The organism is Corynebacterium tuberculostearicum, assembly GCF_032821615.1.
Lineage (GTDB): Bacteria > Actinomycetota > Actinomycetes > Mycobacteriales > Mycobacteriaceae > Corynebacterium > Corynebacterium tuberculostearicum_H.
The window spans coordinates 37,554-63,861 of record NZ_JAVBIF010000008.1 but is presented as its reverse complement, the minus strand read 5'-3'; the positions used below and the strand labels follow the sequence as shown (position 1 = coordinate 63,861).

General features: G+C 61.3%; 25 protein-coding genes and 1 pseudogene. 9 read left to right on the top strand and 17 right to left on the bottom strand.

The annotated features are described in order from the left end of the window. Window positions 1-46: 46 nt before the first annotated feature. From RAE09_RS07705 to kdpF, 6 genes are read right to left on the bottom strand one after another with little or no spacing between them, the layout of a single operon-like run. Entirely contained in the window at window positions 47-775 is a 729-nt protein-coding gene (locus RAE09_RS07705) for a response regulator transcription factor (RefSeq protein ID WP_316981380.1), read from the bottom strand. Next, window positions 768-3,362 carry an ATP-binding protein gene (locus RAE09_RS07700; RefSeq protein ID WP_316981379.1) on the bottom strand — a complete coding sequence of 865 codons (2,595 nt, stop codon included), beginning with the start codon at window positions 3,360-3,362 and terminating at the stop codon, window positions 768-770. Before RAE09_RS07700 ends, RAE09_RS07705 begins: the two co-directional genes overlap by 8 nt. A gap of 12 nt (window positions 3,363-3,374) precedes the next feature. Further along, window positions 3,375-3,926 (bottom strand): potassium-transporting ATPase subunit C, encoded by a 552-nt coding sequence (locus tag RAE09_RS07695; RefSeq protein ID WP_049358996.1) that lies wholly within the window; start codon window positions 3,924-3,926, stop codon window positions 3,375-3,377. Window positions 3,927-3,943: 17 nt separating this feature from the next. Continuing rightward, window positions 3,944-6,007 carry a potassium-transporting ATPase subunit KdpB gene (gene kdpB / locus RAE09_RS07690; RefSeq protein WP_316981378.1) on the bottom strand — a complete coding sequence of 688 codons (2,064 nt, stop codon included), beginning with the start codon at window positions 6,005-6,007 and terminating at the stop codon, window positions 3,944-3,946. After that, complete coding sequence (kdpA, locus tag RAE09_RS07685; RefSeq protein ID WP_316981377.1) at window positions 6,004-7,719, bottom strand: potassium-transporting ATPase subunit KdpA; 1,716 nt, start codon at window positions 7,717-7,719, stop codon at window positions 6,004-6,006. The genes kdpB and kdpA overlap by 4 nt, the downstream gene beginning before the upstream one ends. Continuing rightward, on the bottom strand, window positions 7,716-7,811 hold the full coding sequence (gene kdpF, locus RAE09_RS07680) for a K(+)-transporting ATPase subunit F (RefSeq protein ID WP_005328272.1): 96 nt from the start codon (window positions 7,809-7,811) through the stop codon (window positions 7,716-7,718). The genes kdpA and kdpF overlap by 4 nt, the downstream gene beginning before the upstream one ends. A gap of 535 nt (window positions 7,812-8,346) precedes the next feature. Between kdpF and RAE09_RS07675 the strand changes: the two genes are divergently transcribed. Beyond that, on the top strand, window positions 8,347-9,336 hold the full coding sequence (locus RAE09_RS07675; RefSeq protein ID WP_200436189.1) for a lipase family alpha/beta hydrolase: 990 nt from the start codon (window positions 8,347-8,349) through the stop codon (window positions 9,334-9,336). Here RAE09_RS07675 and RAE09_RS07670 read toward each other — a convergent pair whose 3' ends face one another. From RAE09_RS07670 to bioB, 3 genes are read right to left on the bottom strand one after another with little or no spacing between them, the layout of a single operon-like run. Next, window positions 9,337-10,260, bottom strand: a complete 924-nt coding sequence (locus RAE09_RS07670) for a Sir2 family NAD-dependent protein deacetylase (protein WP_316981376.1) — start codon at window positions 10,258-10,260, stop codon at window positions 9,337-9,339. A gap of 10 nt (window positions 10,261-10,270) precedes the next feature. After that, window positions 10,271-10,543 carry a biotin synthase auxiliary protein BsaP gene (gene bsaP, locus RAE09_RS07665; protein WP_150850254.1) on the bottom strand — a complete coding sequence of 91 codons (273 nt, stop codon included), beginning with the start codon at window positions 10,541-10,543 and terminating at the stop codon, window positions 10,271-10,273. Then, window positions 10,543-11,523, bottom strand: a complete 981-nt coding sequence (gene bioB, locus RAE09_RS07660) for a biotin synthase BioB (protein WP_005326317.1) — start codon at window positions 11,521-11,523, stop codon at window positions 10,543-10,545. Before bioB ends, bsaP begins: the two co-directional genes overlap by 1 nt. A 78-nt stretch (window positions 11,524-11,601) precedes the next feature. Between bioB and RAE09_RS07655 the strand changes: the two genes are divergently transcribed. Continuing rightward, on the top strand, window positions 11,602-12,912 hold the full coding sequence (locus RAE09_RS07655) for a M20/M25/M40 family metallo-hydrolase (protein ID WP_316981375.1): 1,311 nt from the start codon (window positions 11,602-11,604) through the stop codon (window positions 12,910-12,912). 22 nt (window positions 12,913-12,934) lie between these two features. Continuing rightward, window positions 12,935-13,507 (top strand): hypothetical protein, encoded by a 573-nt coding sequence (locus RAE09_RS07650; protein ID WP_316981374.1) that lies wholly within the window; start codon window positions 12,935-12,937, stop codon window positions 13,505-13,507. 22 nt (window positions 13,508-13,529) lie between these two features. Here RAE09_RS07650 and RAE09_RS07645 read toward each other — a convergent pair whose 3' ends face one another. The 3 genes from RAE09_RS07645 to RAE09_RS07635 are packed head-to-tail and all read right to left on the bottom strand — an operon-like array spanning window position 13,530 to window position 15,017. Beyond that, window positions 13,530-13,835 (bottom strand): CHY zinc finger protein, encoded by a 306-nt coding sequence (locus RAE09_RS07645; protein ID WP_005326308.1) that lies wholly within the window; start codon window positions 13,833-13,835, stop codon window positions 13,530-13,532. Next, window positions 13,813-14,652 (bottom strand): hypothetical protein, encoded by an 840-nt coding sequence (locus RAE09_RS07640; RefSeq protein ID WP_316981373.1) that lies wholly within the window; start codon window positions 14,650-14,652, stop codon window positions 13,813-13,815. The genes RAE09_RS07645 and RAE09_RS07640 overlap by 23 nt, the downstream gene beginning before the upstream one ends. Then, window positions 14,652-15,017, bottom strand: a complete 366-nt coding sequence (locus RAE09_RS07635; RefSeq protein ID WP_316981372.1) for a heme transporter — start codon at window positions 15,015-15,017, stop codon at window positions 14,652-14,654. The genes RAE09_RS07640 and RAE09_RS07635 overlap by 1 nt, the downstream gene beginning before the upstream one ends. 118 nt (window positions 15,018-15,135) lie before the next feature. Here RAE09_RS07635 and RAE09_RS07630 point away from each other — a divergent pair, with 118 nt between their 5' ends. The 4 genes from RAE09_RS07630 to RAE09_RS07615 all read left to right on the top strand — a co-directional run bounded on the left by RAE09_RS07630 (window position 15,136) and on the right by RAE09_RS07615 (window position 18,266). After that, the gene (locus RAE09_RS07630; protein WP_179387217.1) at window positions 15,136-15,570 is read left to right on the top strand and encodes a hypothetical protein; all 435 of its coding nucleotides are present in this window, start codon (window positions 15,136-15,138) and stop codon (window positions 15,568-15,570) included. After that, a complete protein-coding gene (locus RAE09_RS07625; protein WP_316981371.1) occupies window positions 15,567-16,367 on the top strand; it encodes a PrsW family intramembrane metalloprotease in 801 nt (266 codons plus the stop codon). The genes RAE09_RS07630 and RAE09_RS07625 overlap by 4 nt, the downstream gene beginning before the upstream one ends. A gap of 95 nt (window positions 16,368-16,462) precedes the next feature. Beyond that, on the top strand, window positions 16,463-17,659 hold the full coding sequence (locus tag RAE09_RS07620; protein ID WP_316981370.1) for an HNH endonuclease signature motif containing protein: 1,197 nt from the start codon (window positions 16,463-16,465) through the stop codon (window positions 17,657-17,659). A gap of 28 nt (window positions 17,660-17,687) precedes the next feature. Beyond that, the gene (locus RAE09_RS07615) at window positions 17,688-18,266 is read left to right on the top strand and encodes an LURP-one-related/scramblase family protein (protein WP_316981369.1); all 579 of its coding nucleotides are present in this window, start codon (window positions 17,688-17,690) and stop codon (window positions 18,264-18,266) included. Between the two features lie 89 nt (window positions 18,267-18,355). Here RAE09_RS07615 and RAE09_RS07610 read toward each other — a convergent pair. The 5 genes and pseudogenes from RAE09_RS07610 to RAE09_RS07590 form a co-directional block, all read right to left on the bottom strand. Further along, a pseudogene (locus RAE09_RS07610) lies at window positions 18,356-19,035 on the bottom strand (IS6 family transposase). Between the two features lie 93 nt (window positions 19,036-19,128). Continuing rightward, window positions 19,129-21,363, bottom strand: a complete 2,235-nt coding sequence (locus RAE09_RS07605; RefSeq protein ID WP_316981368.1) for a copper-translocating P-type ATPase — start codon at window positions 21,361-21,363, stop codon at window positions 19,129-19,131. Between the two features lie 51 nt (window positions 21,364-21,414). Next, window positions 21,415-21,711, bottom strand: a complete 297-nt coding sequence (locus tag RAE09_RS07600) for a heavy-metal-associated domain-containing protein (RefSeq protein WP_316981367.1) — start codon at window positions 21,709-21,711, stop codon at window positions 21,415-21,417. A gap of 165 nt (window positions 21,712-21,876) precedes the next feature. Next, the gene (locus RAE09_RS07595) at window positions 21,877-23,004 is read right to left on the bottom strand and encodes a sensor histidine kinase (RefSeq protein ID WP_316981366.1); all 1,128 of its coding nucleotides are present in this window, start codon (window positions 23,002-23,004) and stop codon (window positions 21,877-21,879) included. Beyond that, window positions 23,001-23,723: a response regulator transcription factor gene (locus RAE09_RS07590; RefSeq protein WP_316981365.1), complete on the bottom strand. Its 723-nt coding sequence runs from the start codon at window positions 23,721-23,723 to the stop codon at window positions 23,001-23,003. Before RAE09_RS07590 ends, RAE09_RS07595 begins: the two co-directional genes overlap by 4 nt. Window positions 23,724-24,128: 405 nt before the next feature. On the opposite strand from RAE09_RS07590, the gene RAE09_RS07585 reads away from it, so the two are divergent. Further along, window positions 24,129-24,704 carry a CueP family metal-binding protein gene (locus RAE09_RS07585; RefSeq protein WP_316981364.1) on the top strand — a complete coding sequence of 192 codons (576 nt, stop codon included), beginning with the start codon at window positions 24,129-24,131 and terminating at the stop codon, window positions 24,702-24,704. Between the two features lie 71 nt (window positions 24,705-24,775). Next, window positions 24,776-26,257 carry a multicopper oxidase family protein gene (locus RAE09_RS07580; protein ID WP_316981363.1) on the top strand — a complete coding sequence of 494 codons (1,482 nt, stop codon included), beginning with the start codon at window positions 24,776-24,778 and terminating at the stop codon, window positions 26,255-26,257. The last annotated feature ends 51 nt before the right edge of the window (window positions 26,258-26,308 follow it).

Below are 26,308 nucleotides of genomic sequence, written 5' to 3'. Positions count from 1 at the left end.
TGCCACTGCAAGAGTAGTTCCCTGCAGAAAATGGCGTCAGCTACTCCTAGACCCCAGGGGAGGTAATGAAGCGGTATCCCAATCCGGGTTCAGTGAGCAGGTATTGGGGATTAGATGGATCGGTTTCCAGTTTGCGGCGCAGCTGCGAGGTATAGATGCGCAGGTAGTGACTTTGTCCTTCGAATCCCGGGCCCCAAATCTCTGCGAGGAGGTCTTCTTTGCGCACCAAACCGCCGTGGGCACGCAGCAGCGTCGTAAGCACGCCCCACTCAGTGGGGGTCAGGTGAAGGGGCTTTCCTGCCTTGGTGATGGAGTGTCGAGGGACGTCGATAAGCACATCACCCGCCCGCACCATCGTGGCTTCCCGCTGAGCAGATGGCTGCTGGGGACTGCCATGCCGCAAAGCCACGCGCACGCGGGCCAAGAGCTCTTCCATAGAAAAGGGTTTGGTCACATAATCATCAGCACCGCGATCTAGGGCCGAGGCACTAAATAGGGGATCGGACCGGGCCGTAAGAATCAGAACGGGAATTGCTGACCACCCTCGAATCCCATCGAGGACCTCCCGCCCATCCATATCCGGCAGACCCATATCCGGCAGACCCATATCCAAAATCACCACATCGGGCTGATGCTGGGAGACCACCTGCAGACCCTCCGCCCCGGTGCTGGCTGAATACACCTCATACCCACGCGCTTTAAAATTAATGCTCAAGGTGGTGAGCAAACGCGGATCATCATCCACAATGACTATCGTGGCCTTTTTATCAGTCATGGCTTTTCTCCTCCCGAAGCGGGAAACTCAGGATAAAGGTCGCTCCTGGAGTGGCCTCTACGGTGATAGTACCGTCCATGGCCTCCACAAATCCGCGTACAACGGAGAGGCCTAAACCCACCCCGTTGTCATTGCTGGTATCGCCCAAGCGCTGAAAAGCTTGGAAAAGCTCCTCCTGCTTTTCTGGTGAAATTCCCGGCCCTTCATCGCTCACACTCAGCTCCACGCGCTCATCTATAACCTGCGCATCAACGTTGACTGGTCCGCTCGGCGCATAACGCAAAGCGTTATCGAATAGGTTCGCCAGCACGCGTTCCAGCAAAACGCTATCCGCGCAACAGGTGCGGCCACGGAGTCCAGAACCAATATGAATGCGACCAAGTTGGTCCTTGCTATGTCCAAAGGCACAGGAAGCAATAGCCCGATTGGCTACCTCGTATAACTCCACAGTATCCCGGCGTGCAGTTACCGCTCCTGCACTCAAGCGCGAGTGATCCAATAAGTTGGTCACGAGCAGCGTGAGTTGATCGATGCTAGCTGCGGTTTCCGCCAGCAGTATTTCTTGATCCTCTGGACTGAATTCGATTTCGGAATTCCGCAAAGAGGACACAGCCAGCTTGGCCGTTGCTAGGGGCGTGCGCAGATCGTGGCTCACGCTCGATAGCAGCGCACGACGCAATTCATCAGCGGCAGCAATGGCATCGGCACGTGCGGCTTCAGCCGAAAGCTTGTCGCGGCGCACGATGCCGGCTAAATAGCCTGCCACAACCGCCACCAAAGCACGGTCGCGGGCGGATAACGCTGGGCCTTCCATCACAATCTGGACCGTAGTGTCCTCGCTGGAGACCAACGTTTCTACCTCACGTTTATGAGTCTTTGCGGGGATATGCAGGTGTCTACTTTGCCGGGGCGAGGCCGCCGAAGCGTGCCAGGTAGAGAGTATGTCCCCGGAGGCGTCAAGAAGCACAGCCTTATGGCAGCCGAAAGTCTCTCCTACCTTGCGAAGCACTGCGTCGATGGGAGATACGTCCGCACGGCGGTTGAGGGCTGCGCGGGAAAAGACCGTCAAGAGCTCAGCATCGCGCGTGGCAATGGCCGCATTATGGTGCTCTATTTTGGTGCGCCGCACTTGTAAGCCCACGGCCAGGGCAATGGCTACCATGACCACGAGGATGACAGCGTTAGCTGGCTCAGCAATATCGAACGTGTACAGGGGCTCGGTAAAGAACCAATTGACCGCCAAGCCCGAGGCAAACGCAATAATTACCGCCGGCCACAGGCCAGCGAGCATGCTCACGAGGAGGATCAGCGCAAAGTAAAAAGCAGAACACGTGCCTGTTCCCAATGCCGAGCCGTCGATGCCTTGCAACAGTGCGGTCAAGGCGATGAAAGCGACAGCCGCGCCCACCCAAGACACCGCCCGGCGCGGAAGGGAATGCAATGGTCGCAGCAGTGGTGAAAGAGGCGAGGGCTTATCGGACGGAAGATTAACAATGTGACAATCAATCTTGCCTGAATCCCGCAACACGGCCTCAGCAACGGTGCCGCGCCAGTGCAGGCCTAAGCGACGCCGTGGTGAAACCCCCAGGACCAACTGGGTGGCGTTGACGCTGCGGGCAAAATTAAGCAGCGCTTCTGGCACCGAGTCACCGGTGACCTGATGCAAACGGGCACCCACGTCCTGAGCCAAGGATTGTAGTTTGGACAGTTGTTGAGCGGAACCTGCAACAGAAGATTCACCGGAAGAAAAGGAGTCCCCAAAAATTACGTGGACGACATGTAGCTCGGCTGAGGATTTGGATGCGATGCGGCGCCCGCGGCGAATGAGCAGTTCTGCATGCGCGACGTTCTGAATGGCCACGACCACCCGCTCCCGCGCCTCCCAGGTATCGGTAATGTCCTGCTCAGAACGGTAGGACGCGAGAGCCTCATCAACCTGGTCCGCCAACCACAACAGGGCAAGCTCCCGCAGTGCAGTCAGATTGCCCACCCTAAAATAATTATTCAACGCTGGGGCAATGCGCGCTTCTTTATAGATTTGGCCATCACTCAAGCGGGTGCGCAAGAGCTGCGGGGATACATCCACCAACTCGATCTCATTCGCCGCACGCACCACCTCGTCTGGCACCGTCTCCTGCGGGGAAATACCGGTGATCTGCTTTATTACGTCATTGAGGCTTTCAAGGTGCTGGATGTTCAGGGTAGAAATCACATCGATTCCTGCGGCTAGGAGTTCCTCTACGTCCTCCCAGCGCTTAGCGTGTTCCTCACCGCGCGGATTGGAATGGGCAAATTCATCGACCAGAACGGTTTCCGGCTGGCGCGAGATGATGGCTGCAGTATCGAGTTCTCCGGTAGATAGCCCGGCGGCGTAGCGCCGCGGGATGGTCTCAAGGCCATCACACAGCGCCCGAGTGAATTCGCGCCCATGATCTTCCACGATGCCAATGACCACATCGCGGCCGGCCAGCACAAGGCCGTGCGCCTCGTTGAGCATTGCACAGGTCTTACCAGACCCAGGCGCCGCGCCGAGGTAGATCTTCAAAGCGCCACGCTTGGTGCGCGCCGGAACTTTCTTGTCGTTCATATGGCACTCATCTTATGAGCAGGACGGGGGATTGGGCAGCGCTCGGTTGAGAGTAGTGACGTTGACTGCGTCTTCGCCCAGGAACCCGAGGCTGGCATGCTCCGTGTTGTCCTCGATGAGGCTTCGCACCTCTTCGGTGCTCATCCCCTGCTCTCGTGCGACACGCGGAGCCTGTAGTTCAGCGTACGCAGGGCTAATGCCAGAGTCGACACCAGAGCCGGAACCGGTTACCGCATCGGTGGGAACATCTTCTGGGGCGGCGCCTTCGCGCTTGGCGATGTCCCCGCGCCGCTCCTGCACGGCTTTTTCTAGCTCGGAGCTACTAGCGCCGTAATTGCTCATGCCTTCGGAACGGGGGAAGAAGTACGGGCCTTCGGTCTGGCCATCTTGGAGCTGGGTCGAGCCAGCTAGGCACTCACCTTGGTAAATGAGGTTGCCCTCGGCGGAGTCCGGCTTGATGCGGGAGATTCCCCACACGGCAGCGGGATAGATCATTCCTAGTGCGACAACGCACAATAGTACGGCTACGAATCCAGCGGCGAGGTTACGAAAATAGACACGCATTTTTGGTCCTTCTTTTTCTATATACCTGGAAGCAGGTTGACTACCTGGTCAATGAGCCAGATGCCTAGGAATGGGGTGATCACGCCGCCCAGGCCCCAGATGCCCAGGTTACGGCGGAGCAGGGACGAAGCAGAGGCCGGCTTATAGGCCACGCCCTTGAGCGCCAATGGGATAAGAGCAACGATGATGAGCGCGTTGAATACGACTGCAGACACAATGGCGGATTGCGGCGAGTGCAGGTGCATCACGTTGAGGCGCTCAAGGTGCGGAAGCTGGGTAGAAAACAAAGCCGGCAAAATGGCGAAGTACTTCGCTAAGTCATTGGCCAAAGAGAAGGTGGTAAGCGCCCCACGGGTGATGAGCAACTGCTTGCCAATGCGCACGACATCGATAAGCTTGGTCGGATCAGAATCCAAGTCCACCATGTTGGCGGCTTCCTTCGCTGCAGAGGTACCAGTATTCATGGCCACACCCACGTCCGCCTGCGCCAGCGCCGGCGCATCGTTGGTACCGTCACCGGTCATAGCAACCATGCGGCCGTGCGCCTGTTCCTCGCGGATCCTGGCCAGCTTGTCTTCTGGGGTGGCCTCCGCGATGTAATCATCGACGCCTGCCTCTTTCGCAATGGCCGCTGCCGTCAACGGGTTATCGCCGGTCACCATGATGGTTTTGATGCCCATCTGGCGCAGTTCGGCGAAGCGCTCCGCCATGCCCGGCTTGACGACGTCACTGAGCTGCACCACCGCAATAACCCTGCGGGTGCCATCGGATTCTTCCACAGCAACGGGCAGCGGGGTTCCACCACCTTCTGCAATCTGGGTCACGGAGTCTTCAATTTCTTGCGGCCAGTCGCCACCCGCCTCAGTTACCCACCGGCGCACAGCATCACCGGCACCCTTACGTAGTTTTCGGCCTTTGAGATCAAGCCCAGACATGCGGGTAGAAGCGCTAAATGGAATGACCTCGGCGGTCTTTTCTTCCTCTCCTGCTGCGGCAGAAAGGTGGTAATTTTCGGTCAACCACGACACGATGGAGCGACCCTCTGGGGTCTCATCGGCAACCGAAGCAACGCGGGCTATCTCCGCAGCTTCCTGCTCATCGACACCGCGCGCAACGATAAGCCCGGTGGCCTGCCGGTTGCCATAGGTGATGGTGCCGGTTTTATCCATGAGTAGGGTCGCTACGTCGCCCGCCGCCTCTACCGCGCGTCCGGACGTAGCCAGAACATTGTGGTGTACTAGCCGGTTCATTCCCGCGATTCCCACCGCGGATAGCAGGGCAGCGATGGTGGTTGGGATGAGGCAGACCAACAGGGCCACCAGCGAGAGCGGGGAGAGCTCCGCGCCGGTAAACAACCCCATTGGGGCCAGTGCGGTAACCGCAATGAGGAAGAGGATAGTCAGGGTAGACAGGAGGATGCTCAGCGCTATCTCATTCGGGGTCTTGCGTCGCTCCGCCCCCTCCACCAAGGCAATCATCGTATCGACGAAGGTTGCTCCCGGCTCCGAGGTGATCTGTACCAAGATGGAATCAGACAGGACCACGGTTCCGCCGGTTACAGCACAGCGATCGCCACCGGCCTCGCGAACCACGGGAGCAGACTCGCCGGTAATGGCAGATTCATCGACGGTTGCCGCGCCTTCAATGACGTCGCCGTCACCCGGGATAGTTTCTCCGGCCTCCACGCGCACGATGGCGCCCTTGGTGAGCTCAGAAGCGGCAATGACCTCGATGCCGCCATCGGTGACTAGGTTCGCGGTGGCGTCATCGCGCACGGCGCGCAAGCTATCCGCTTGGGCTTTACCGCGGCCTTCGGCATATGCCTCAGCAAACGCGGCGAACGCAATGGTAAACCACAACCATACGGTTACCACCCAGCCATAAACGCTGGGGCTAAAGATGGACCACAGGGTAGTCAGCGCGGCACCTACCCACACCACGAACATGACGGGGTTGCGGGCTTGGGCGAGTGGGGACATCTTGTGCGGCAACGACTTTAACGCTGCCGCAGCCAACCCACTGTTTTTGGTGGCAGGGCGCTGAGGAGTGCGTTGCTCAGTGGTCATAGTTGGTGTTGTCATGAGAGTGCCTCCGAAATGGGACCCAAGGTAAGAACGGGGAAGAAGGTAAGGGCGGCGACCAACACAATGACGCCGATGGTAAGCAGCGCGAAGGTCACGCCGGACGTCGGCAAGCTGCCAGCGGTAGTGGCCTGCCGGCGTTGACCGGCTAGGCTGCCCGCCAAGTACAGGGTGAAAACGATGGGGAGGAAGCGGCCCAGCAGCATGGCGATACCGAGGGTGACTTGCCACCAGGGCTCGGTTACCGTCAGGCCCGCGAAGGCCGAGCCGTTATTATTCGACGCCGAGGTAAAGGCATAAAGCACCTCGGAGAGACCGTGCGCGTTATCCGGGGTTCCCGGCGCGCCGTAGTTGGTCGCGGAAAGCTCTACCAGCTTGCGCTGAGCCACCGATGCGCCCACGCCTACCAGGACGAGGACCGGCATGGTGAGGATGTACAGGCTCACCGCGGAGATTTCCTTGCGGCCGACCTTATTGCCCATGAACTCCGGTGTGCGCCCCACGAGCAGGCCGCCGATAAAGACGGCGAGGATTGCCACCATCAGCAGACCGTAGAGGCCAGTGCCCACGCCGCCCGGTGCAATTTCGCCCAGGAGCATATTGAGGATCAACAAGCCGCCACCCAATGGTGAATAGCTATCGTGCATCGAATCGACCGCACCGGTAGAAGTGCCCGTGGTAGACACCGCAAAGAGTGCGGAAGCGTCAATACCTAGGCGCTGTTCGATGCCCTCCAAGTTGCCGCCCGCGGCTTGGGCTGCCGCACCGGTGGTAGTGTGCTGCGCCCATACCACCAAAGCAACCATTACGGTCCAAATGCCGCCGATGACGCCAAGCAGGGTCCATGCATGCTTTTGGGATTTCAGCATTACTCCGTAGGCACGGATAAAGCAGAAAGAGATAACCAGCAAAGAAAAGATTTCTACCAGGTTGGTAAAACCAGTGGGGTTCTCAAAAGGGTGCGCCGAGTTGGCACCGAAGATGCCACCACCATTGGTTCCCAGCAATTTAATTGCTTCCTGGCTAGCCACCGGAGCGCGCGGAATATCCACGCCCGCGGAGCTCACCAGGTTGGACCCGAAGGTTTGCATGGTTCCGCCCAAGATGAGGACGAAGGAAATCAATAGAGAAAGCGGCAAAAGAATGCGCACCAAACCGCGGGTGAGGTCAACCCAGAAATTTCCGATGAGGTGCTGCCCACTCTCAGAGCCCAGCTTGTCTCGGCTATATCCCAAGTGACCGATACCGCGAATGAGCGCAACCGCCACACACATGCCGACAGCCGCGGAGGCGAAGTTCTGGACGGTCAGGCCAAGCATCTGCGCACCATTGCTCAGGGTTTCTTCGCCCGAATAGGACTGCCAGTTGGTATTGGACACGAATGACGCCGCGGTATTAAACGCCATCCACGGTTCCACCGCTGCGGAGCGGGAATTGCCAAAGCTAGGCACAACGGTTTGTAGGCGCTGCACCGCGTAAAGAACGAGTACGGATGCCAAGCTGAAACCAAGCAATGCACGGCTGTAATTCTTGCTGTTATGCCCGCGGTTTGGGTCAACGCGCAGGACCTTATACACCGCACGCTCTATCGCCCAGTCCTTGTCAGAGGTGTAGCTGCGTGCGATCCAATTGCCCAAAGGAACATATGCCGCCGCGAGCAAGACGACGAGGGCGAGGAACTGCGGTAACACCGCCCCAATGCCGGCGATCATGCGAAACGCTCCGGATCAACTAAGGAAATGATGAGGTAGGTCACCAAGGCCACAACAATGACGAGGCCAATGACCGCTGTAATGGTGTTCATGGTTATGCATCACCGTCCAGAAGCTCGTTGAGGACGGAGGGACAGCCAACCGTCAGGATGGCTATCAGGATTGCCACGATGTCTAACATGTGGGAAACCCCCTTGTGCGAGTGAAACTTTCCTGTGCCTGACAGATATGCCTGCCAGGTGCCGGTACCAAGGCAGCACCTGCTACGCACAAACGTTAGGACCACACCCCCGCTGCCCTAGGCAATCTTTGCGCTATCTTTACGCCTCTCGCTCGCAATTTTTATATTTCCTTTACACCCCTTTTGCGCCACCTTTTCTTCAGGCCGGGAACCGCCCTTTATCCACAACGAAGGCCCGCCGACAGCACATCGGCGGGCCTTCTCCCCATGACTAATCTCTCGGTACCCAAGGAGGGAATGGAGCGCACCCTCCTGCAAGCACCGCCCGTGATTAGGCAAGCCTAAGTTTATAAACCTTTCGTAGGATGGTCAAGGGTTTGCCCATAAATTTCTTCACCCCTGGCAAAAGCGCAGTTAACCTGCAATAACGAGTACAATCCGGAACCATGGCTGAGTTGAAATCCACTATTTCCGAACAACTCCGCAAATTCTGGCGTGCCAACGAGAAGGAATTGACCGATTCCCCGCGTCGCGGCGTCGCCTCCCCTGCCGAGGCCACGGCACTGCGCGAGGAGGTCGCGGCCGAAATCGCGGACCTCATCAAAGCCCAGAAGGGCAAGACCAGCCCAGGCGATACCGCGCTCGATGCTGATGCCGCCGCCACCCTGCCCCTTGGCGCGCGCATCAAACCGCGCGGCGTCTTCGAAGATGACTGGGGCGCGCGTCCTACTGCGGAGCGACCCTGGCCGGTCATCCTCATCCACGGCACCTGCGATACCAAGGGCGTATGGCAAATCCTCGGCAATGAACTGCGCCAGGACGGCTGGGCCGTCTTCGCCCCTGACTACGGACACCGCGCCACCCAACCCCTGGCCGAATCCGCCGAGCAACTCGACGCCTATATCCGCACCGTGCGCATGGCCACCGGTGCGGACAAGGTCATCCTCATCGGCCACTCGCAGGGCGGGCTCCTCGCCCGCTATTGGATGCGCATGATTGGCGGCGCCGAGCATGTCCTCCATCTGATGTGCATCAGCGCGCCGAATCACGGAACTACCTACGGCGGCATCGTCAGCCGCCTCATTCGCACCCCGCGCCAAGAGGCGGTTATGCGCTCCGTCATCGATGGTTGGTTTGGGCCGGCGGGCATGGACCAGGTCGTCGGCAGTGAGGCTCTGCGCGAAACCAACCGGGACGGCGATCTGGAATCCGGCGTGAGCTATACCTGCATTGCCACGCGGTCCGACGCCGTCGTTGTCCCGCCCGAGACCTGCTTCCTCGACCCCCGCGGCGTCACAGAGGGCACGGTCCGCAATATTTATGTCCAAGACTTCGACCGCCTCGCGATGGTCATGCATGAGGATATGCCGATGGATAAGCGCGTCCGCGCCATCGTGCGCACCATTTTGGAACTGGTGGAGAGCATCCCGCGCTAGTTATAGCCCCAGCTCATCGAGCAGCGCATCGAAGGCGGGACCTACCTGCGTGCGCCACAGCGTATCCACTTTCTGATCACCCCGGCCGGGCCCGCCATTGATAACGGCCACGCGCTTGCCCTGCTTCTTTGCCTCCAACACAAAGCGATACCCACTCATAACCGCCAGCGAAGAGCCGGCCACCACGAGCGAACGCGCCTGGCCCAGCAGTGCAAAGGCAGCATCGCGGCGCTCCGCCGGCACGGGCTCACCAAAGTAAACGACGTCCGGCTTCAACAATGCAGAACCACAGCGCTCGCACCCTGCCATGCGGAAGGCTGCCACGTCTGCTTCAGCGAGCGTCACGTCACCGTCCGGGTTCACCTGATCCGCTTCCACCACGAGGCGTTCCAGGTACCCCGGGTTCGCTGCAGCTAGGCGCGCGTCGAAGTGCGGCCGCGCCTCCCGGTGCCCGCACATCAAGCACACCACGGTTTCCATATCGCCATGCAGCGCCACCAAGTTCGCGGTTCCCGCCTGTTTATGCAGGCCATCCACGTTTTGCGTGACCACACCATTGACCAGCCCGGCGCGCTCTAATTCCACGAGCGCGTAGTGCGTGCGATTCGGCACCGCGGAATCCATGACCCGCCACCCCACAAAGCTGCGGGCCCAATACCTATGGCTCGCGGCCGGGTCGTGGCGAAATTCCTGATAGGTCATCGGCCGGTGCCTACTGAGCGAGCCGCGCGGTCCCCGATAGTCCGGCACGCCTGAGTCCGTGGACACCCCAGCCCCGGTCAGCACCATTACGGGGCCCTCGCGCAGCTGCTTGACGACGTCCCCTAAGGCCTTCCCTTCCTCCGTATGCGGCGCCGATTCTTCGACCACTCGGGCGATCGAACGCAGCGCAGACTGGTGGGCAAGGGAGACGGCGGGATCCATGCCCCCGATGCTAGCTTTCGGGCAAGTGCTCTACGTATAGCCACTCCGAATCCAGCTCCCCGTGGCGCGAGCACTTAGTGTGCCAGCCATCGGGGCGCACCTGGGCCACCATGCGGCGGCCACAGATCTGGCAGTAGCGCGGCACGTCGAGGCCGGCTGCAGCCGCGGGGTGCAGCGTGAATACCTCTTCGATCGGCTTGCCGGTATTCGGATGGAAAATCGGCTCATCCCCAGCCAGCACGGCGGCAGCCAATTCGGATGTTGGCTCGGATAAACCAGGCACTACAGGGCCTTAATCGGCAGGTCGATGCGGTGCAACATGTCCACATCCTTTTCAATCTGCTGGCCCAGGGTGGTCAGGTAGTTGCCGGCGATAATGGCGTTGATGCCGCCAAGCAGGCCGCGCTCAGTGCCGTCGTCGCCAAGCGAAAGCTCGCGGCCACCAGCAAAGCGCAAGGTGGTAGACGGCATGGCCAGGCGGAATGCCGCCACGGCGCGCAGGCCCTCTCCCAAGGGAACCAGCGGGCGGTCCGCGAAGGGGGTGCCCGGGCGCGGGTCAAGGAAGTTCATCGGTACCTCGCACGGGTCAATCTCTGCCAGCTGCGCTGCAAACTCGGCGCGCTGCTCCAGGGACTCGCCCATGCCGATGATGCCGCCGCAGCAAACCTCCATGCCCACCTCGCGCACGTAGTCGAGGGTCTGCTTGCGCTCCTCCCAGGTGTGGGTGGTGACCACATTGGGGAAGAAGGAGCGGGAGGTCTCCAGGTTGTGGTTATAGCGCTGCGCGCCCATATCCTTCAGGCGCTGCGCCTGCTCGCGGGTCAGGGTGCCCAGCGAGCAAGAAATCTCGATGTCGACGGCGTCATTAATCGCGGCAATCGCCTCGCCCACCTGGTCCAGCAAGCGATCGTCCGGGGACTTGACCGCAGCGACGATGCAGAACTCGGTGGCGCCGGACTTGGCGGTCTTCTGTGCCGCCTCCACCAGTTCCGGAATGTTCAGGCGCACGGCGCGCACCGGGGACTCAAAAAGGCCGGACTGGGAACAGAAGTGGCAATCTTCTGGGCAGCCGCCGGTCTTAATGGAGATAATGCCTTCCACCGATACGTCCGGGCCACACCACTTCAGGCGGGTCTGGTGGGCAATATCGGCAATTTCCTCCAGCTGGGAATCCGGAACCTGCAGTACCTGCAGCAACTCTTCCTGGTTGAGGCCTTTGCCTTGCTCTAGGGCTTTCTCACGGGCGATGTCAACGATGCTCATGGTGGTAAACCCTACTTGAACGGCGTTCAACTTTGGTTAAAACCACATATAAATCTGTACGGAACTACCCTCGGGGGCATGACGCTTTATGATGACACCCTCTCCCTCCTCCAAGAACTTATCCGCAATGCCTGCGTTAATGACCTCACGCCAGACTCCGGCCACGAGGTGCGCAATGCGGATAGCCTGGAAAAATTCTTTGCGGGCGAAGACGTGCAGATTGAGCGCTTCGAGTCCCACCCGGGCCGCGTCTCCATCCTGGTGACCGTCCCCGGCGATCCGGACCAGGAACCGCTCACCCTCATGGGCCACACGGACGTCGTGCCCGTGGACGAGCCGAAGTGGACCAAGCCGCCTTTCGAGGCGCTTATCGAGGACGGCAAGCTCTACGGCCGCGGTTCCGTAGACATGCTGTTTATTACCGCCACCATGGCCGCCGTCACGCGCGAGGTAGCCCGCGCCGGTAACACGGGCGGTACCCTCGCCTTCGTCGGCATGGCCGATGAAGAGGCCCGCGGCGGCCTCGGCGTGCGCTTTATGTCCGAGAACCACCCCGATGCCTTTTCGTGGAAGAACTGCTTGTCTGAAACCGGCGGTAGCCACCTGCCCGGCGCGGTGGGCTTCAACGTGGGCGAAAAGGGCGCCGGCCAGCGCCGCCTGCACGTGCATGGCGATGCCGGCCATGGCTCCACTCCTTATGGCAAGGACTTTGCCATCGTGAAGATCGGCGAGGTGGCCCGCCGCATCGCCGCCGCTGAGCCGCCCACGGCCTCCAATGAGATCTGGGAAGGCTTCGTGCGCACCTTCAAGTTTGATCCCCAGACCGAGCAAGAGCTTATCGACGGCACCGGTGACTACTCCAAGTTCGGCAACCTCGACGCCTACGCCCACGCCTTTAGCCATACCACCATCGCCGAGACCGTCCTGCGCGCTGGCGGTGCCATCAACGTGCTGCCTTCGCACGCTTACCTGGAAATGGACGTGCGCCCCTTCCCCGGCCAGACCCAGGAGGATCTGGATGACTTCCTGCGCAGCGCGCTCGGGGACATGGCCGATGAGGTAGAAATCGAACACCTCATTACTGAAGATGCCACGCAATCCTCCACCGATACCGAGCTATGGCGGGCGATTGAGGCCACCTCCAAGGAATTCTTCCCCGACAAAGCCGTTGTCCCTGTTCACGCCACCGGCGGCTCGGACCTGCGCTTCGCCCGCCGCAAGGGTGGCAATGCCTATGGCTTTGCCATGCACGCCGAGGGCCGCGATATGGCCAGTGCCAATTCGCAGCTGCACAGCCACGACGAGCACCTCTACCTAGAAGACCTCGAACTCACCGTGCGCGCTTACCGCAGCCTGGTCAATCGCTTCCTAGGCCTGTCACAGGAGTAACATTTATGGCAAGATGTCTGGCATGAGCTTTGCACGTAAGTCCGCGCTGCTATCTGCAGCTACCGCCCTGACCGTAACCCTCGCCGCCCCTGCCGCTGCCCATGCCGACGCCGTTGATAACCTCCTCGACAAGATGCCTGCCGGCCAGATTTCCTGCTCCCAGGCACAGCAGTACTGGACCAACTCCGCTGACTACAACCAGAAGAAGTCCCAGGCCCTGGCCGTTGCCACCGTGCACCCACGCGGCAACGAAGTCCGCGGCGCCATCGGCCGCATGGATGAGGCCATTGCTCGCTGCGGCCTGAACGGCACCACTGGTCAGGGCAAGCCGGTCAACACCGGCGGCCAGCGCGGCAATGCCCCCGCACCAACGCCGGCCCCGGCCCCGGCACCGGCCCCTGCCCCGGCGCCAGCCAAGAACGCCAAGGTCATCGAGCTGGGCACCATCCCTGGCCAGCCGACTGTCGATGTCCCCTTCCTGGGCCAGACCTTCCGCATCCCGGACGCGGCCAAGATTGCCCAGAACGCTGTATCCCAGTTCCAGCTGCCACAGATCCCGCAGATCCAGCAGCTGCAGCAGCTGTCTTCCTTCTAATATTCTCACTTGGCCGGACCGCTTAGCGGTCTAGCTGAAAATAGATCCCGGCATGCGCACTGCAGCCGGGATTAAATTTATGCCCACAGTGGGGACACGCAGGCGCAGCGGAGTAGGCATGGTAGTTCATTTCGGTGCGGCAGGCGCCGCAGAGTACCGAGGGGGCGTCGACAAGCATGGGCCCAAACTCATGCTCAGTGAGCTCGGCGTGGCACAGCGCGCAGGCAAAATACTTCCCGCAGGTGGCGCACTTATTGGCCACCACATCCAGCGGCGAATGCCAATGCTTGCACCGGCCCTCCGTATCAATCGCGCCGTGAATCTTCATGGCCGTCAGCATACGCGCCATCCTGTTGCCACTGCTGTTTCTTTTCCTCTGATTTCTTGGCATTGCGCACGGCCTGAATGCCCACCACGATGGCAATGATGAGCGGTACCCACACCTTGCTGTAATCCATGAGGAATACGAGCCAGTCGGGCGGATCGATGTCGATGTTGAAGTCGAAATTCGGCACCGGCAGCTCTATCTGCGGAAACTCCGGTACGGGGAGCGCGATATCCGGCAGGTTAATCTCCGGCAGCTCCCAATCCGGAAGCAACCGGGACAAAATGCGGCTGATAATCGGGCCGAGCACGATCACGCCAATGGCCCAGCCGGACTTTCCCAGCCCGCCTAGAAGCGGATACAGCACCCGTTTGAAAGAACTTTCCTCCATGGCGTGGCGGCGCTTCTCCCCCAAGGAGCCGGCCGGCGGGTCGAGGGCGACTGCCTCCTCGCCATTGCGGTAGTACACGTCCAGGAGCTCGCCAAAGGGTGATGCCTGAATGTCCAGATAAGGTTTGCTGCGCGGGGCGGAATTCTCAAGAAGGGTGAGGTCTTTTTCAATCTTCTTCTTGAGCGAATAGCGGCCCGCGCGGGGCCGCTCATGGCGGCTGCGTACCTGACCGTTCACCACAATCTGCAGGCGTGGGCTGGGATTTTTCCGCCAGAGTTGGACGCGCGCCGGCAGCGAAGCATCGCCTGGAACCGGGGTGAAATCCTTGGCCTTCTTCGGCCACTCGCCCATCTCCGCGAACTCGGCATCGTACCCACGCTGCACCTCGATGGTGCCCACTTCGGGGTGCTCTAGGCGCCACGTCTCCATTAGCTCTTCCCTGCCTTAGAGCCCACCACGGCACCCAGCCTGCTCGCGGCCCACGCTAGGAACACGAATACTGGGAGGTATATCCAGGTGCCCTCGTTGAAGTACAGGGACATGGCGGCAAAATAGGCCAACCCTGCCACACAGAAGCTGGTCCAGGAGGCGCGGAAAGTGGCGCCGTCGGCAAGAGCAATGACCACCGTCAGCACGGCCATGAGGATGAGCAGAACTACGCCGGAGACTAGGTGATAGACCGCGGGCGGAAGGCCAACAAAGACCGCGGCCATGGCGATGGGCGCCCACCACTGCCACCACACGCGGGCGGGCTCGTCCTTTGTTTCCGCTTCTTCCGCTAGCTCCTCAAACACGCACCCAACCTATCACAGGGCTTGGCAGAACTTATGGGGGAGAAATCCTCCCCGTGGTCGGCCTAATCCTCCCCGGGGAGGATACCGCGATGAGCAGGGCATACCTAGCGTTGAGTGTATGAAAAGCACACCACTCATCCTCGCGGCGGGCGTGGTATTTGGCGCCATCTATGGCACCAATGCACTCCTGCCAGACTTTTATGACAACCCTACGTCTGAAGTGCAGGTCGGCTCGGCCCGCATCCCCGGATTATCCTGCACGGAAGAAGATGGCTCCACCAGCAGTGAACCACGCTGGGACTGTGACGGCACCCAGATCCGCGCTAAAGAAGTCGGCGTACAGGACAAAGACCAAGCCACCCGACGCTACCTCCGGGCAATGGGGGAAGGTACGGCCATACCGGAAGGAGACATCGACCGCGACGGGGATAAGCGCACGCTTAGCGATGGCGACCTCGTAGCCATCAGCATTGAGGGCGATGGCCTCACCACGTTCCTCTCCTTGCACGGACCGCGGGCTGAAGAACTTGCCCAGGAGGTAGAAAAAGCATGAAGAATCTGTACTGGCTATCTATCGCTTTCGGCCTGGTAGTTTCCGGCTTTTTCTTTGTTGATCGCCGTTTTACCGAGGTCGGACTCCTCGGCGCGCTCATCTGTGCGGGCCTGACGCTTGGACTGGGATTCTGGTGGTTTAGGCCGCGGCCAATGTGGCAGGGCATCCTATGGGGCGCGCTCGCCCAGCCGGTAGTGGTAAGCCTCAACGACCAGATGGTGGGGATTTCAGACAAGCTGGGGCTCACCTACCTGGACGGGGCCTTTTACTCGCCGCTTCCGGAGGAAACCATCAAGCTCCTTGGCGTCGTCATTATTATTGCGGCCTTTGGGAACGTGCGGCATCCGTACCAGGCCGCCGCGATCGGCATGGCGGTAGGCCTGGGCTTCGATGCCATGGAAAACGTGCCGTTCATCCTCAACGCGGCCATCGATGACCTGGATGGCGATCTCTGGGGCGTACTCATTACCGGTACCGGGCGAATCTTCACCGGCGCCTTTGGCCATGCGCTGTATACGGGGGTTGCGGCGTGGGGCGTCGGCAAGCTCTATGCGGGTGCGCGCCACGGCTACTGGCAGGTGGCCGGATTCTGGCTGGCCGCTATCGCCCTGCATACCTTGTTCAATGGCGCGACCATGATTGCGGGTGAATGGCCGGCGACCATCCTCGTTATCGCCCTCATCACGTGGGCGCTTATTATCTGGGGCCTGCGATTCATGCGCAAGCAGAACAAGAAACACGCGGCACAAAGCAGCGAAAATTCCCTACCCGCTAAGGATCCGGAATATAGCTCCTGAGCTGGTTCAATGCGGAGAAAAAGGCTCGTGTCCGAGGGGTGTTATAAGGTGTGAATCGTACACAAGTTCACACGATAATTTAGGTACGATGCGCCATGGAAGAACCCTACTTTTCCACGACCAACACCACCGACCCCACCACACGCTTAGCCTTTGAGATGCGAAAGGCGGAATACGAGTTCTGGGTGAGCCAAGTCCCGGATCTCGACTCTGATTTCGAATTAGTCACCCAGTCCCTCTACCGCACCACCGGCGTTAATGAAGGCCGGATCGGCCATATCCTCATGGCGCTGCACCGCCTGGAGGAGCTGCCCGAGCTCCAGGCGCTGCAGCACCGCCTCTATCACTTAGACCTCGACCGCATTATTGCCATCAATAAATCCCTCAACCGCTTGGGAAACCCCACACCGGAGGTAGTGGCGCGCATCGATGAGCAGCTCACCGCCTACCTCACCCCTACCCGGCCGAACCAGGCCATGCGCACGCAGGCACAGATCAAGCGCAAACTCAACGAGCTCATCAACCTCGCCGATGACACCTTGGCCGTCACCCAGGGGCCTACCCAGCCGCGCTACACCATGGAAAACTGGGGCGATAACACCTCGGCGGTGACTTTAAGTGCGGACCCGGCGGTTATCGCGAGCGTCGATAAGTGCATCCGGCAGACCGCGCTGGAGCTAGATTGCTCGCTTGCCGACGCCGCCGTTGCGCTCCTCACCGGCCGCACCCAAGCCCCCGAGATCATCCTCAACGCCTACAAGGCCACCGACGTACCCAATTCCCCGGCCTTTATCGAGTCCGTGGGCTGGCTCGACCCGGCGCGCTCCAACGCGCTGCCCTACACCAAAATCCGGGAGATGGACCCTAACCACGAGGTCAAGGGTTATGTTACTCCCGCCGCCATGACTGCGTACCTGGAAGGCGTCGATGGCACCTGCCGCTACCCCGGCTGCAACCGCCCGGCATCTGCCTGCCAGAAGGATCACCGCATCAACCACGCGGACGGCGGGCCGACCACGTCTTCAAACCTCGCCTGCCTGTGCCAGCACCACCACAACATAAAGACCGATGGACGCGTCTTTTATGTCATGGATCCACACACGCGCGACATCATCTGGCTTTTTGAGGACGGCACCTGGACCACCACTGAGCCTTCCGGCCCGCTGGCGCAAAAGAACAAGAACTGGGTGCAGACCTTCGCCCAAACCATGACTGCCCACCGCGCCCGAGCATATGAAGAGGCCCAAGAGCTCATGCGCCAGCAGAAAACCACCCCTAGGGAGGAAGAATAAATCCGCACTCTGCCTTAAAGTGGCTGGCATGACGCAAAATTTGTTCACGCTAGATGAGCTCGTAATTACCCAGACCAAGTCCTTCCTCAACGATCAGTTCATGATCACTGATCTAGACGGCACCCCTGTGGGCACCATCCTGCAGTCCACCAGCCTGAAAGACATGGTGCTGAAATCCTCCCGCAGCTTGGAGGTTGCCATCACGGATGCTGAAGGCAACCCGCTACAGACGGTCATGACGATTTCGGACCCGCCGAATTTTCTGCGGGATACCTACGAGGTGCACTTGCCGGGAATCGAGCAACCCATGGCTGTTATCACCAAGCGCTTTTCCATGCTCAAGACAAAATTGGACTTGACCATGGAGGGCTTTCCTGACGTCGAAATTCGCGGCGATTTCTGGGATTGGAACCTTTCTATCACTTCAGAAGATCGCCTACTGGCTGACGTCTCTAACGAATGGACTGGCATGGGTAATTTCTTCATGGGCAAAAACACGTACCGCCTGCGCATCACGCCGGGACTCAACGAGCAGCAGCACGCCGCCATCCTCGGTGCTGTGATGAGCATGGATATGTTGCGTACTAAGCAAAAGAACAGCGACTAGGAAAATAAAAAGGTGCTGTTTCAATGTTGGGCGGAGAGCAGCGCAGACTCAGTTTCTCATTCCCTGATGGCCGCTGCGTGTGGGCGTTGTTAGGCCGTCTCGAAGATCCGGTTGACGATCACCGCGTCCGGGTTCGGGTGCCCGTAGGCAAACATCGCGCCTTGCCCTTTCCGCAATGAGTGCATCGCCTCCATCCCTTTCAACATCCGATATGCAGATGTCCGGTTCTTAAACGCGCCTTTCGGCCCGAGGATCCGCTTCAGCCGACCATGGTCGCCTTCCAGGATGTTGTTGAGGTATTTCACCTGCCGGTGTTCCACTGTTGGCGGGCAGATTCCCTCTGACTTCAACTCGGCGATTGCCCTGGCTAGTGAGGGTGCTTTATCGGCGTTGATCACTCTGGGATACCCGGCTGACGCATTGGATCTGACGGCCTTGGCCAGGAAGCGCTTCGCTGCGGCCACGTTCCGCTTCGAAGAGAGGTAAAAGTCCAGGGTCTGGCCACCGGCGGTGATCGCCCGATAGAGGTCTCATCCACCCGCCAGGAACTAGCCTGCCAGTCAGGTACCTGCCGGGACCACCGTATTTGCTTGTCCAGCTCACGGGCGTATTTCTGGACCCAGCGGTAGATCGTGGTGTGATCGACCGGCACGCCCCGCTGAAGTCATCATTTCCTCCAGATCGCGGTAGCTCACCCCGTAGCGGCAGTACCACCGCACTGCCCACAGAATGATGCCACGGGGAAATGACGACCAGAGAAAATACCCAAGGCTGTGACTATTTCACGTCACTCTTCCTACTGCCCCAACTTTGCAACAGCACCTTTCAGGGTCATATGGGGGCAGTGGAGAGAAGTGGTGGATCAGTGGACGGCGGTGGATGCCGGAGTAGGCGTGGCGTGTTCCTCCTTCGACTCGGCCGGAGCCAGGTGAGCCGGATCCAGATCAATGCGGCGCAGCAGCTGGGCGTTCAGGGCCACCACGATGGTCGAGGCAGACATCAAGATCGCGCCCACGGCCGGGGACAGCACGAACCCGATCGAGGCGAGCACTCCGGCGGCCAGCGGCACAGCGAGGATGTTGTAGCCAGAGGCCCAGATCAGGTTCTGGATCATCTTGCGGTAGCTGGCCTGGGACAGCTCAATCATCGACAGCACTGCCCGCGGGTCATCACTGGCTAGGACCACCCCGGCAGATTCCATGGCCACATCCGTGCCGGCACCGATGGCGATACCGACGTCCGCGCGGGTCAGAGCGGGGGCGTCATTGACACCGTCACCGACCATGGCCACGCTCAAACCCCGGTCCTGCAGCTGCGTGACCTTGGTGTCTTTGTCCTGGGGCAGGACCTCGGCGAAGACCTCATCAATGCCTAGGTCCTGACCAACCGCCTGGGCCACCTGCTGCGCGTCGCCGGTGATCATCGCGACCTTCACCCCGCGGTCCTGCAGGGCTTTCACGGCGGCGCGGGATTCGGGGCGGATCTTGTCCTCAACGGCCACCGCACCGATGATCTGACCGTCGCGGACAATATGGAGCACACCGGCCCCACGCCCGGTCCAGGCGCTGGTGGTGTCGGTGAGCTCGGCCGGGGTCGTGAGGTTGAACTCGCGCAGCATGTTCGGCCCGCCCACGAGGATCTCAACGCCATCGACAGTGGCCCGGACCCCCCGGCCGGAGGCGGCGCTGAAACCAGTTGCACGGATTTGCCGACGGGAGGCCTCGGGATGGGCGGCCGCGGCCGCCACGATGGCGCGGGCCACGGGGTGCTCACTGTCGGCCTCCGCGGCGGCGGCCAGGGCCAGCAGCTCTCCCTCGGTGACGCCGACAGCTGCCGCGACACCGGTGACCGCGTGCGCACCCTCGGTCAGGGTGCCGGTTTTGTCGAAGAGCACCACGTCGATGGTGCGCATCCGCTCGAGCGCCATACGGTCCTTGATGAGCACCCCGGATTTCGCGGCCCGCTCGCTGGAGATCGCAATGACCAGCGGAATCGCCAGGCCCAGGGCATGCGGGCAGGCGATGACCAGCACTGTGACCGTGCGCACGACGGCATCGTCCGGGCTGCCGATAATGGTCCACACCACCGCGGTGATCAGAGCGGAGATCAGCGCGAACCAGAACAACAACGCCGCCGCCCGATCCGCCAGGGCCTGGGCCCGGGAGGAGGACTCCTGGGCGTCGGCAACCATGCGTTGGATCCCGGCCAAGGCGGTGTCCCCGCCGGTAGCCTCCACCCGGATGCGGACGGTGTTGTCGGTGGCCACGGTACCGGCGACCACCTTGTCACCGGTGTCGCGGAAGACGGGACGGGATTCGCCGGTGATCATCGCCTCATCGAATTCGGCGGCTCCGTCGAGGATGGTTCCGTCGGCCGGCACCCGGGCACCGGCCCTCACCAGCACGACGTCGTCGACGACCAGGTCGGAGATGGCCACGGTGCGGGTGGTCCCGTCGATGACTTTCTCGGCCTCATCCGGCAGCAGGGCAGCCAGCGCGTCAAGCGCGGAGGACGCGGCCCCGAGAGCGGACATCTCCAACCAGTGCCCCAGCAGCATGATGGTCACCAGCAGGGCCAGCTCCCACCAGAAGTCCAGCTCAAAACCGCCCAGCCCCAGAGTGGTGACCCAGGAGGCGACAAACGCCACGGTGATGGCCATGGCGATCAGGAGCATCATCCCGGGTTGGCGGGATTTCAGTTCTCTCCATCCGCCCTTGAGGAAAGGCGTTCCGCCGTAGACGAAGATGATCGTGCCCAGCACCGGGGGGATCCAGGTGGATCCGGGGAATGCCGGGAGTTGGTAGCCGAGCAGCTGGGCGACCATGGGGCTGAAAATAACGACGGGAATGGACAGAATCAGCGACCACCAGAAGCGGTCCCGAAACATTGCGGTGCTGTGTCCGGCGTGTTCGCCGTGACCATGAACGTGGTGGTCTTCGTCCAGGGCGGAGTGCGGGTGATCGTGGGGCATCGCCTGGCCGTGGGTGTCGGCATGTGCGTGGTGTTCGTGGCTGGCATGATCCGGGTGGTGGGTGTGGTCTGTTTCCGGAGCGGGGTGATCACCATGGTGATCACCCGAATGGTGGGGAGTGCTCATGACGTTCCTTTCGCTCAACCCGGTCGGGGTCGAGATGATGGGTAAAACTGATCAGGATAAGACGGTGTAGCCGACCTCCTCGATGGCCCGGCGAACCATCTCCGGAGGTACGGCACCGGTGACCGTGACGGTGGAAACTCCACCAGCAGCGAGATCAATCTGGACGTCGTCGACCTGGGGGAGGGCCTGAAGGGCCTGGGTCACGCTTTTCGCGCAGTGCCCGCAGGTCAGGCCGGTGACCTGGTAGCTAGGGGAGGACCCTCCTGCTGACGAGTCGCTGGTGGCAGGGGTGGAGGCGATGTCGACACGTGAGGCAGGTCCGCAACAGCTGCAGCCGTGGGAGGCCATCGGCAAGAGGCGGGGAGGTGATCATAGGAAAGCTCCTTCGGTTCGGTGGGGTGCGGCGATGCCGCTCTCTAGCGTATACCCCCAGGGGGTATAGTTTCAGCATACCCCCTGGGGGTATGTTTTCAAGGGGTGGAGGGCACGTCCCTCACGCGGGGCAGGGTGTGGTCACCGAGCAGCCTCCTCACTGTCGGGAGGGGACAGCGGGAGGCGGAGGGCAAACACCGCTCCGCGACCAGGTCCGGGGGAGGTGGCGGTGAGAGTGCCGCCGTGAGCCTCGATCAATGCCTTGGAAATGGTCAGACCGATACCGGCCCCGCCGTTGTCCCGGCTGCGGGCGACATCCCCCCGGTAGAAGCGTTCGAAGATGTGTCCGAGCTGGTCAGGTGGGATGCCCTCGCCGTCATCGGCGACCTGGATGAGCGCGGTGGACGCCCTCTGTCGGTGGACGCTGATCCGGACCTGCCCGCCGGCCGGGGTGTGCCGTAGCGCGTTCGACAGGAGATTGCTCATCACCTGGCCGAAGCGTTGCCGGTCCACGAGCACCCGGGCGGTGTCTGCAATGCTCTCGACCTGTAAATCGACGCCTTTGTCAGCATAAGCTTCCCCCGCGGCAGCAGCGGCGGTATGGAGCAGATCCCCGAGCCCTTCCTCCGCCAGGTCCAAATCGATCCGGCGTTCCTGGGCCCGGGAAACATCGTCAATGTCTTCCATCAACCGGGTCAGGCGGGTGAGTTGGTCAGCCATGATCGTGTGGGTGGCATTATTCCAGTCCACGACCCCGTCCTGGAGACCATCGAGGTAGACCGTGAGCACCGATAAGGGGGTGCCCATTTCGTGGGCCAGATCAGAGAGCATCTGGCGGCGGACCTGTTCGGTGTGTTCCAGCCGGTCGGCCATGGTGTTGAAGGCATGCGCCAGGGTGGTGACCTCGGGGCCTGCTTTTCCGGCGGGCACGCGGATACGGGAGTTGCCGGCCGTTAGGCTGGTAGCGGCGCGGGTGAGATCCTGCAGGGGGGTGCGCAGACGACGCGATAACCACAGGCTGGCCAGCAGGGCACTGATCAAGGCGGTGGGTAGGGCGACGGCCAGGGTGATCAGGTTGGCGCCCCGGTAGGCCTGCTCGGCATGGAACAGCTCCAGCGAAGGGTCCTCCCGGCCGGTCATCAACATATGATCGTGGAACAGGGTCGGGCCCACCATCGTGGCCACGGCCGCGGCCACCAGCAGGCTAATCACCACGACCAACACCTGGGCGGCCAGGAAGCGGAAGGTCAGGCCGGGTCCGTGATTCATGGCTGCCCCACCCGGTAGCCCACGCCACGCACGGTGTCGATAAACCCCCGGCCCTGGGTGTCGGTGCCGAGCTTGCGACGCAAGTTGCCGATGTGGACATCGACGATGCGTTCATCACCGACCCAGGTGGTGTCCCAGACCTCGGTGACCAGGTCGTGGCGGGTCAGCACCTGGCCGGGGCGCAGGGCCAGGGCAACCAGCAGCTCGAACTCCGTGCGGGTGAGCTCCACGGTCCTCTCCCCCACCCGTACCTCATGGGCGACGGGGTCAAGGATGAGGTCACCAACGATCAAGGGGGTGGTCACCTGCGGTGAGGTGGTGCTGGTGCGTGGACGGCGCAGCACCGCATGCACCCGGGTCACCAGTTCCCGGATGCTAAAAGGTTTGGTGATGTAGTCATCCGCCCCCAGGGTCAAACCGCTGATCTTGTCGTCCTCGCTGCCACGCGCGGTGAGCATGAGGATGTAGCAGTCCGAGAAGGTGCGGATCCGTCGGCACACCTCCAGGCCGTCGAGTTCGGGCAGCCCCAGATCCAGCACCACAACATCAGGAGAAAAGCGACGGGTCTCGTCCACGGCCTGAGTGCCGGTGTGCGCCTGGCGAGTATCGAAGCCGGCCCGGATGAGGTAGGAAGCCACCATCTGAGCCAGGGGTTGTTCATCATCGACGACCAGCACCCGCCCCGGGGGCGTGGCGGTGGTCGGTGTGCGGTCAGCCATAGACCCCAGTATCGCTCCGGCTAGGGGGGAATACCACCCTCGCTCAGTACCCGGCGGGAAAATCTTCATCAAATCTTCAAACATCACCCTTCGACCGCTGTCACCCCCTGTGCCCCACCCCGGGCCGGCGGCATCGCCTCCCCTGGTCGGTTCAGCAGGCGCCACCAGGGATTTCACTGCCTGCACCGCATACCCAGGGCGGGTAGAAGGACATCGCCCACGGCTGTGGGGTGGTGTTCCGGTGGTGACCCAACCCACCGAATTCACTCCCTTTTTCGCCCTGTTATAAGGCTGCGAGCAGGGTTTTGAATTCTAGTCCGTCAGGCACCCGTGCTAGATAAAGGTATGGCATCGACCTTGAGGCGGTGTCTTCTTATGGCCTTACCACGATCCAAGGAGATTGACGTGAAACGAGCAGCGATCGCAGCCGCCGCCCTTGCCCTCGCCCTCACGGGGTGTTCGGCCGCCGACCCGGAACCCACCGCCGATGGGACGGTGTCCCAGGACACATTCCTGACCGCCCATGGCCTGGCCGACATGGACGCGGTGGAGATCATTGATCACCTCGACCGGCAGAAGGTCACTGAGCGTCCCACGGATCTGACCGCCTCAGTACGTGCCGATGAACTGCTGCTCTCGAGCGATGACCAGGAAGTTGTGCTCGATCTTCCCGACAATCAGACGTATGTCTCGATCGCACCCTATCTCACCTCCACCCACGACTGCTTCTACCACAGCCTCACGACCTGCCAGGGGGAACTCGACAATGAGGATATCCAGGTCACGATCACCGATGAGGCGACCGGTGAGGTGCTGGTGGACGAGGCGACAACCACCTTCGACAACGGGTTTATTGGCTTCTGGCTTCCCGATGATGCCACCGGCCTGATTGAGGTCAGCTACCAGGGGCGTACCGGCACCGCGGAGTTTTCCACCGCCGACGACGGTGCCACCTGTGTCACAGACCTGCGCCTGACGTGATGGCTCAGCAGGGTCCTCACCTGCGCCTGTCTCCCGTGTCACTGAAATCTAGCACCAAGGAAGGTTAAATCATGATGAACGCGTTTTCCCGACGACAGTTTCTGCTCGGCGGGCTCGTTCTCGCCGGCACTGGGGCCGTGGCCGCCTGCACCAGCGACCCTGGACCTGTTGCCTCGGCACCAGGTTCCTCTCTTCGCCCCACTCCCACCCCCACTGCGCTCGGTGAGCCGACGGTACGCCGGACACTGACCGCCCGGCCCCTCTCTCTGGATATCGGCGGCATCGAAGCCAAGACGTGGGGATACGTCTCTGACACTGGGGATGCGGCCATTGAGGCCACCGCCGGCGACGTCCTCCAAGTCGATATCACCAATGAACTGCCTGAGAGCACCTCCATCCACTGGCATGGCATCGCACTCCACAACGCAGCCGACGGTGTGCCCGGCATGACCCAGGACCCCATTGAACCTGGCGAGTCTTTCTCCTATGTTTTTGAAGTCCCCCACGGTGGCACCTACTTCTACCATTCCCACTCCGGCCTGCAGCTTGATCGCGGCCTCCACGCCCCACTGATCATCCGTGACCCGCAAGACGCTGAGGACCAGGACGTCGAGTGGACCATCGTGCTCGACGACTGGGTCGACGGCATTCAGGGCACTCCCGACGATGAGCTCGACAAGCTCACCGGAATGGGTTCGGGCGACCATAACGGGAAGAAGGGGATGGGAGGTCACGGCCATATGATGCACGGCACCCCGGACCGGGTACTGGGCGGGGATGCCGGCGATGTGATGTATCCGCACTACCTCATCAACGGACGTATCCCCCGTGCTCACCGGACCTTCGAGGCTCGCCCGGGCGACAAGGCCCGCCTGCGGTTTATCAACTCCGGCGGTGACACCATCTTCAAGGTGGCCCTCGGTGGTCACCGCATGACCGTCACCCACACCGACGGCTTCCCTGTCCAGCCCCGGGAGACCGAATCGATCTACCTATCGATGGGCGAGCGTGTCGACGTCGAGGTCATCCTCGGCGACGGCATCTTCCCGCTCACGGCTTTGGCGGTGGGTAAGGACGACCGCGCCTTCGCCGTCATCCGCACCGCCGGCGGCCAGGCCCCCACCCCCGATGTCGACTTCCCCGAGTTGTCGTCCACCGGACTGCTTCTGTCCTCCCTGAAGCCAGCAGACCGTGCACTCCTGCCCGAGGACACACCAGACCGAGAAGTCAGCATCGACCTGGGCGGGCAGATGATGCCGTATGAATGGAGCATTCTCACCGACGGCCAATCCTCCTCCGCGACCGTGCAGGAGGGCCAGCGCCTGCGGATGGTCATGCGCAACAGGACCATGATGCCCCATCCCATGCACATCCACGGCCACACGTGGGCGCTGCCCGGCAGCGGCGGGCTACGCAAGGACACCGTCCTTCTCCGCCACGGTGAAACCATGATCGCCGACCTGATCGCTGACAACCCCGGTGAGTGGGCATTTCACTGCCATAACGCCTATCACATGGAAGCCGGGATGCTCAGCTCGCTTCGCTACGAGTAACCCCCACAGCAGGGTTGAGTGCCGAGGTGGGCGGAGCGTCCCCCCGAGTAG

Coding starts and splice junctions, on each gene's coding strand:
- RAE09_RS07705 (WP_316981380.1), bottom strand. CDS start 775: ATGACTGATAAAAAGGCCACGATAGTCATTGTGGATGATGATCCGCGT.
- RAE09_RS07700 (WP_316981379.1), bottom strand. CDS start 3,362: ATGAACGACAAGAAAGTTCCGGCGCGCACCAAGCGTGGCGCTTTGAAG.
- RAE09_RS07695 (WP_049358996.1), bottom strand. CDS start 3,926: ATGCGTGTCTATTTTCGTAACCTCGCCGCTGGATTCGTAGCCGTACTA.
- kdpB (WP_316981378.1), bottom strand. CDS start 6,007: ATGACAACACCAACTATGACCACTGAGCAACGCACTCCTCAGCGCCCT.
- kdpA (WP_316981377.1), bottom strand. CDS start 7,719: ATGATCGCCGGCATTGGGGCGGTGTTACCGCAGTTCCTCGCCCTCGTC.
- kdpF (WP_005328272.1), bottom strand. CDS start 7,811: ATGAACACCATTACAGCGGTCATTGGCCTCGTCATTGTTGTGGCCTTG.
- RAE09_RS07675 (WP_200436189.1), top strand. CDS start 8,347: ATGGCTGAGTTGAAATCCACTATTTCCGAACAACTCCGCAAATTCTGG.
- RAE09_RS07670 (WP_316981376.1), bottom strand. CDS start 10,260: ATGGATCCCGCCGTCTCCCTTGCCCACCAGTCTGCGCTGCGTTCGATC.
- bioB (WP_005326317.1), bottom strand. CDS start 11,523: ATGAGCATCGTTGACATCGCCCGTGAGAAAGCCCTAGAGCAAGGCAAA.
- RAE09_RS07655 (WP_316981375.1), top strand. CDS start 11,602: ATGACGCTTTATGATGACACCCTCTCCCTCCTCCAAGAACTTATCCGC.
- RAE09_RS07650 (WP_316981374.1), top strand. CDS start 12,935: ATGAGCTTTGCACGTAAGTCCGCGCTGCTATCTGCAGCTACCGCCCTG.
- RAE09_RS07645 (WP_005326308.1), bottom strand. CDS start 13,835: ATGAAGATTCACGGCGCGATTGATACGGAGGGCCGGTGCAAGCATTGG.
- RAE09_RS07640 (WP_316981373.1), bottom strand. CDS start 14,652: ATGGAGACGTGGCGCCTAGAGCACCCCGAAGTGGGCACCATCGAGGTG.
- RAE09_RS07630 (WP_179387217.1), top strand. CDS start 15,136: ATGAAAAGCACACCACTCATCCTCGCGGCGGGCGTGGTATTTGGCGCC.
- RAE09_RS07625 (WP_316981371.1), top strand. CDS start 15,567: ATGAAGAATCTGTACTGGCTATCTATCGCTTTCGGCCTGGTAGTTTCC.
- RAE09_RS07620 (WP_316981370.1), top strand. CDS start 16,463: ATGGAAGAACCCTACTTTTCCACGACCAACACCACCGACCCCACCACA.
- RAE09_RS07615 (WP_316981369.1), top strand. CDS start 17,688: ATGACGCAAAATTTGTTCACGCTAGATGAGCTCGTAATTACCCAGACC.
- RAE09_RS07605 (WP_316981368.1), bottom strand. CDS start 21,363: ATGAGCACTCCCCACCATTCGGGTGATCACCATGGTGATCACCCCGCT.
- RAE09_RS07600 (WP_316981367.1), bottom strand. CDS start 21,711: ATGGCCTCCCACGGCTGCAGCTGTTGCGGACCTGCCTCACGTGTCGAC.
- RAE09_RS07595 (WP_316981366.1), bottom strand. CDS start 23,004: ATGAATCACGGACCCGGCCTGACCTTCCGCTTCCTGGCCGCCCAGGTG.
- RAE09_RS07590 (WP_316981365.1), bottom strand. CDS start 23,723: ATGGCTGACCGCACACCGACCACCGCCACGCCCCCGGGGCGGGTGCTG.
- RAE09_RS07580 (WP_316981363.1), top strand. CDS start 24,776: ATGATGAACGCGTTTTCCCGACGACAGTTTCTGCTCGGCGGGCTCGTT.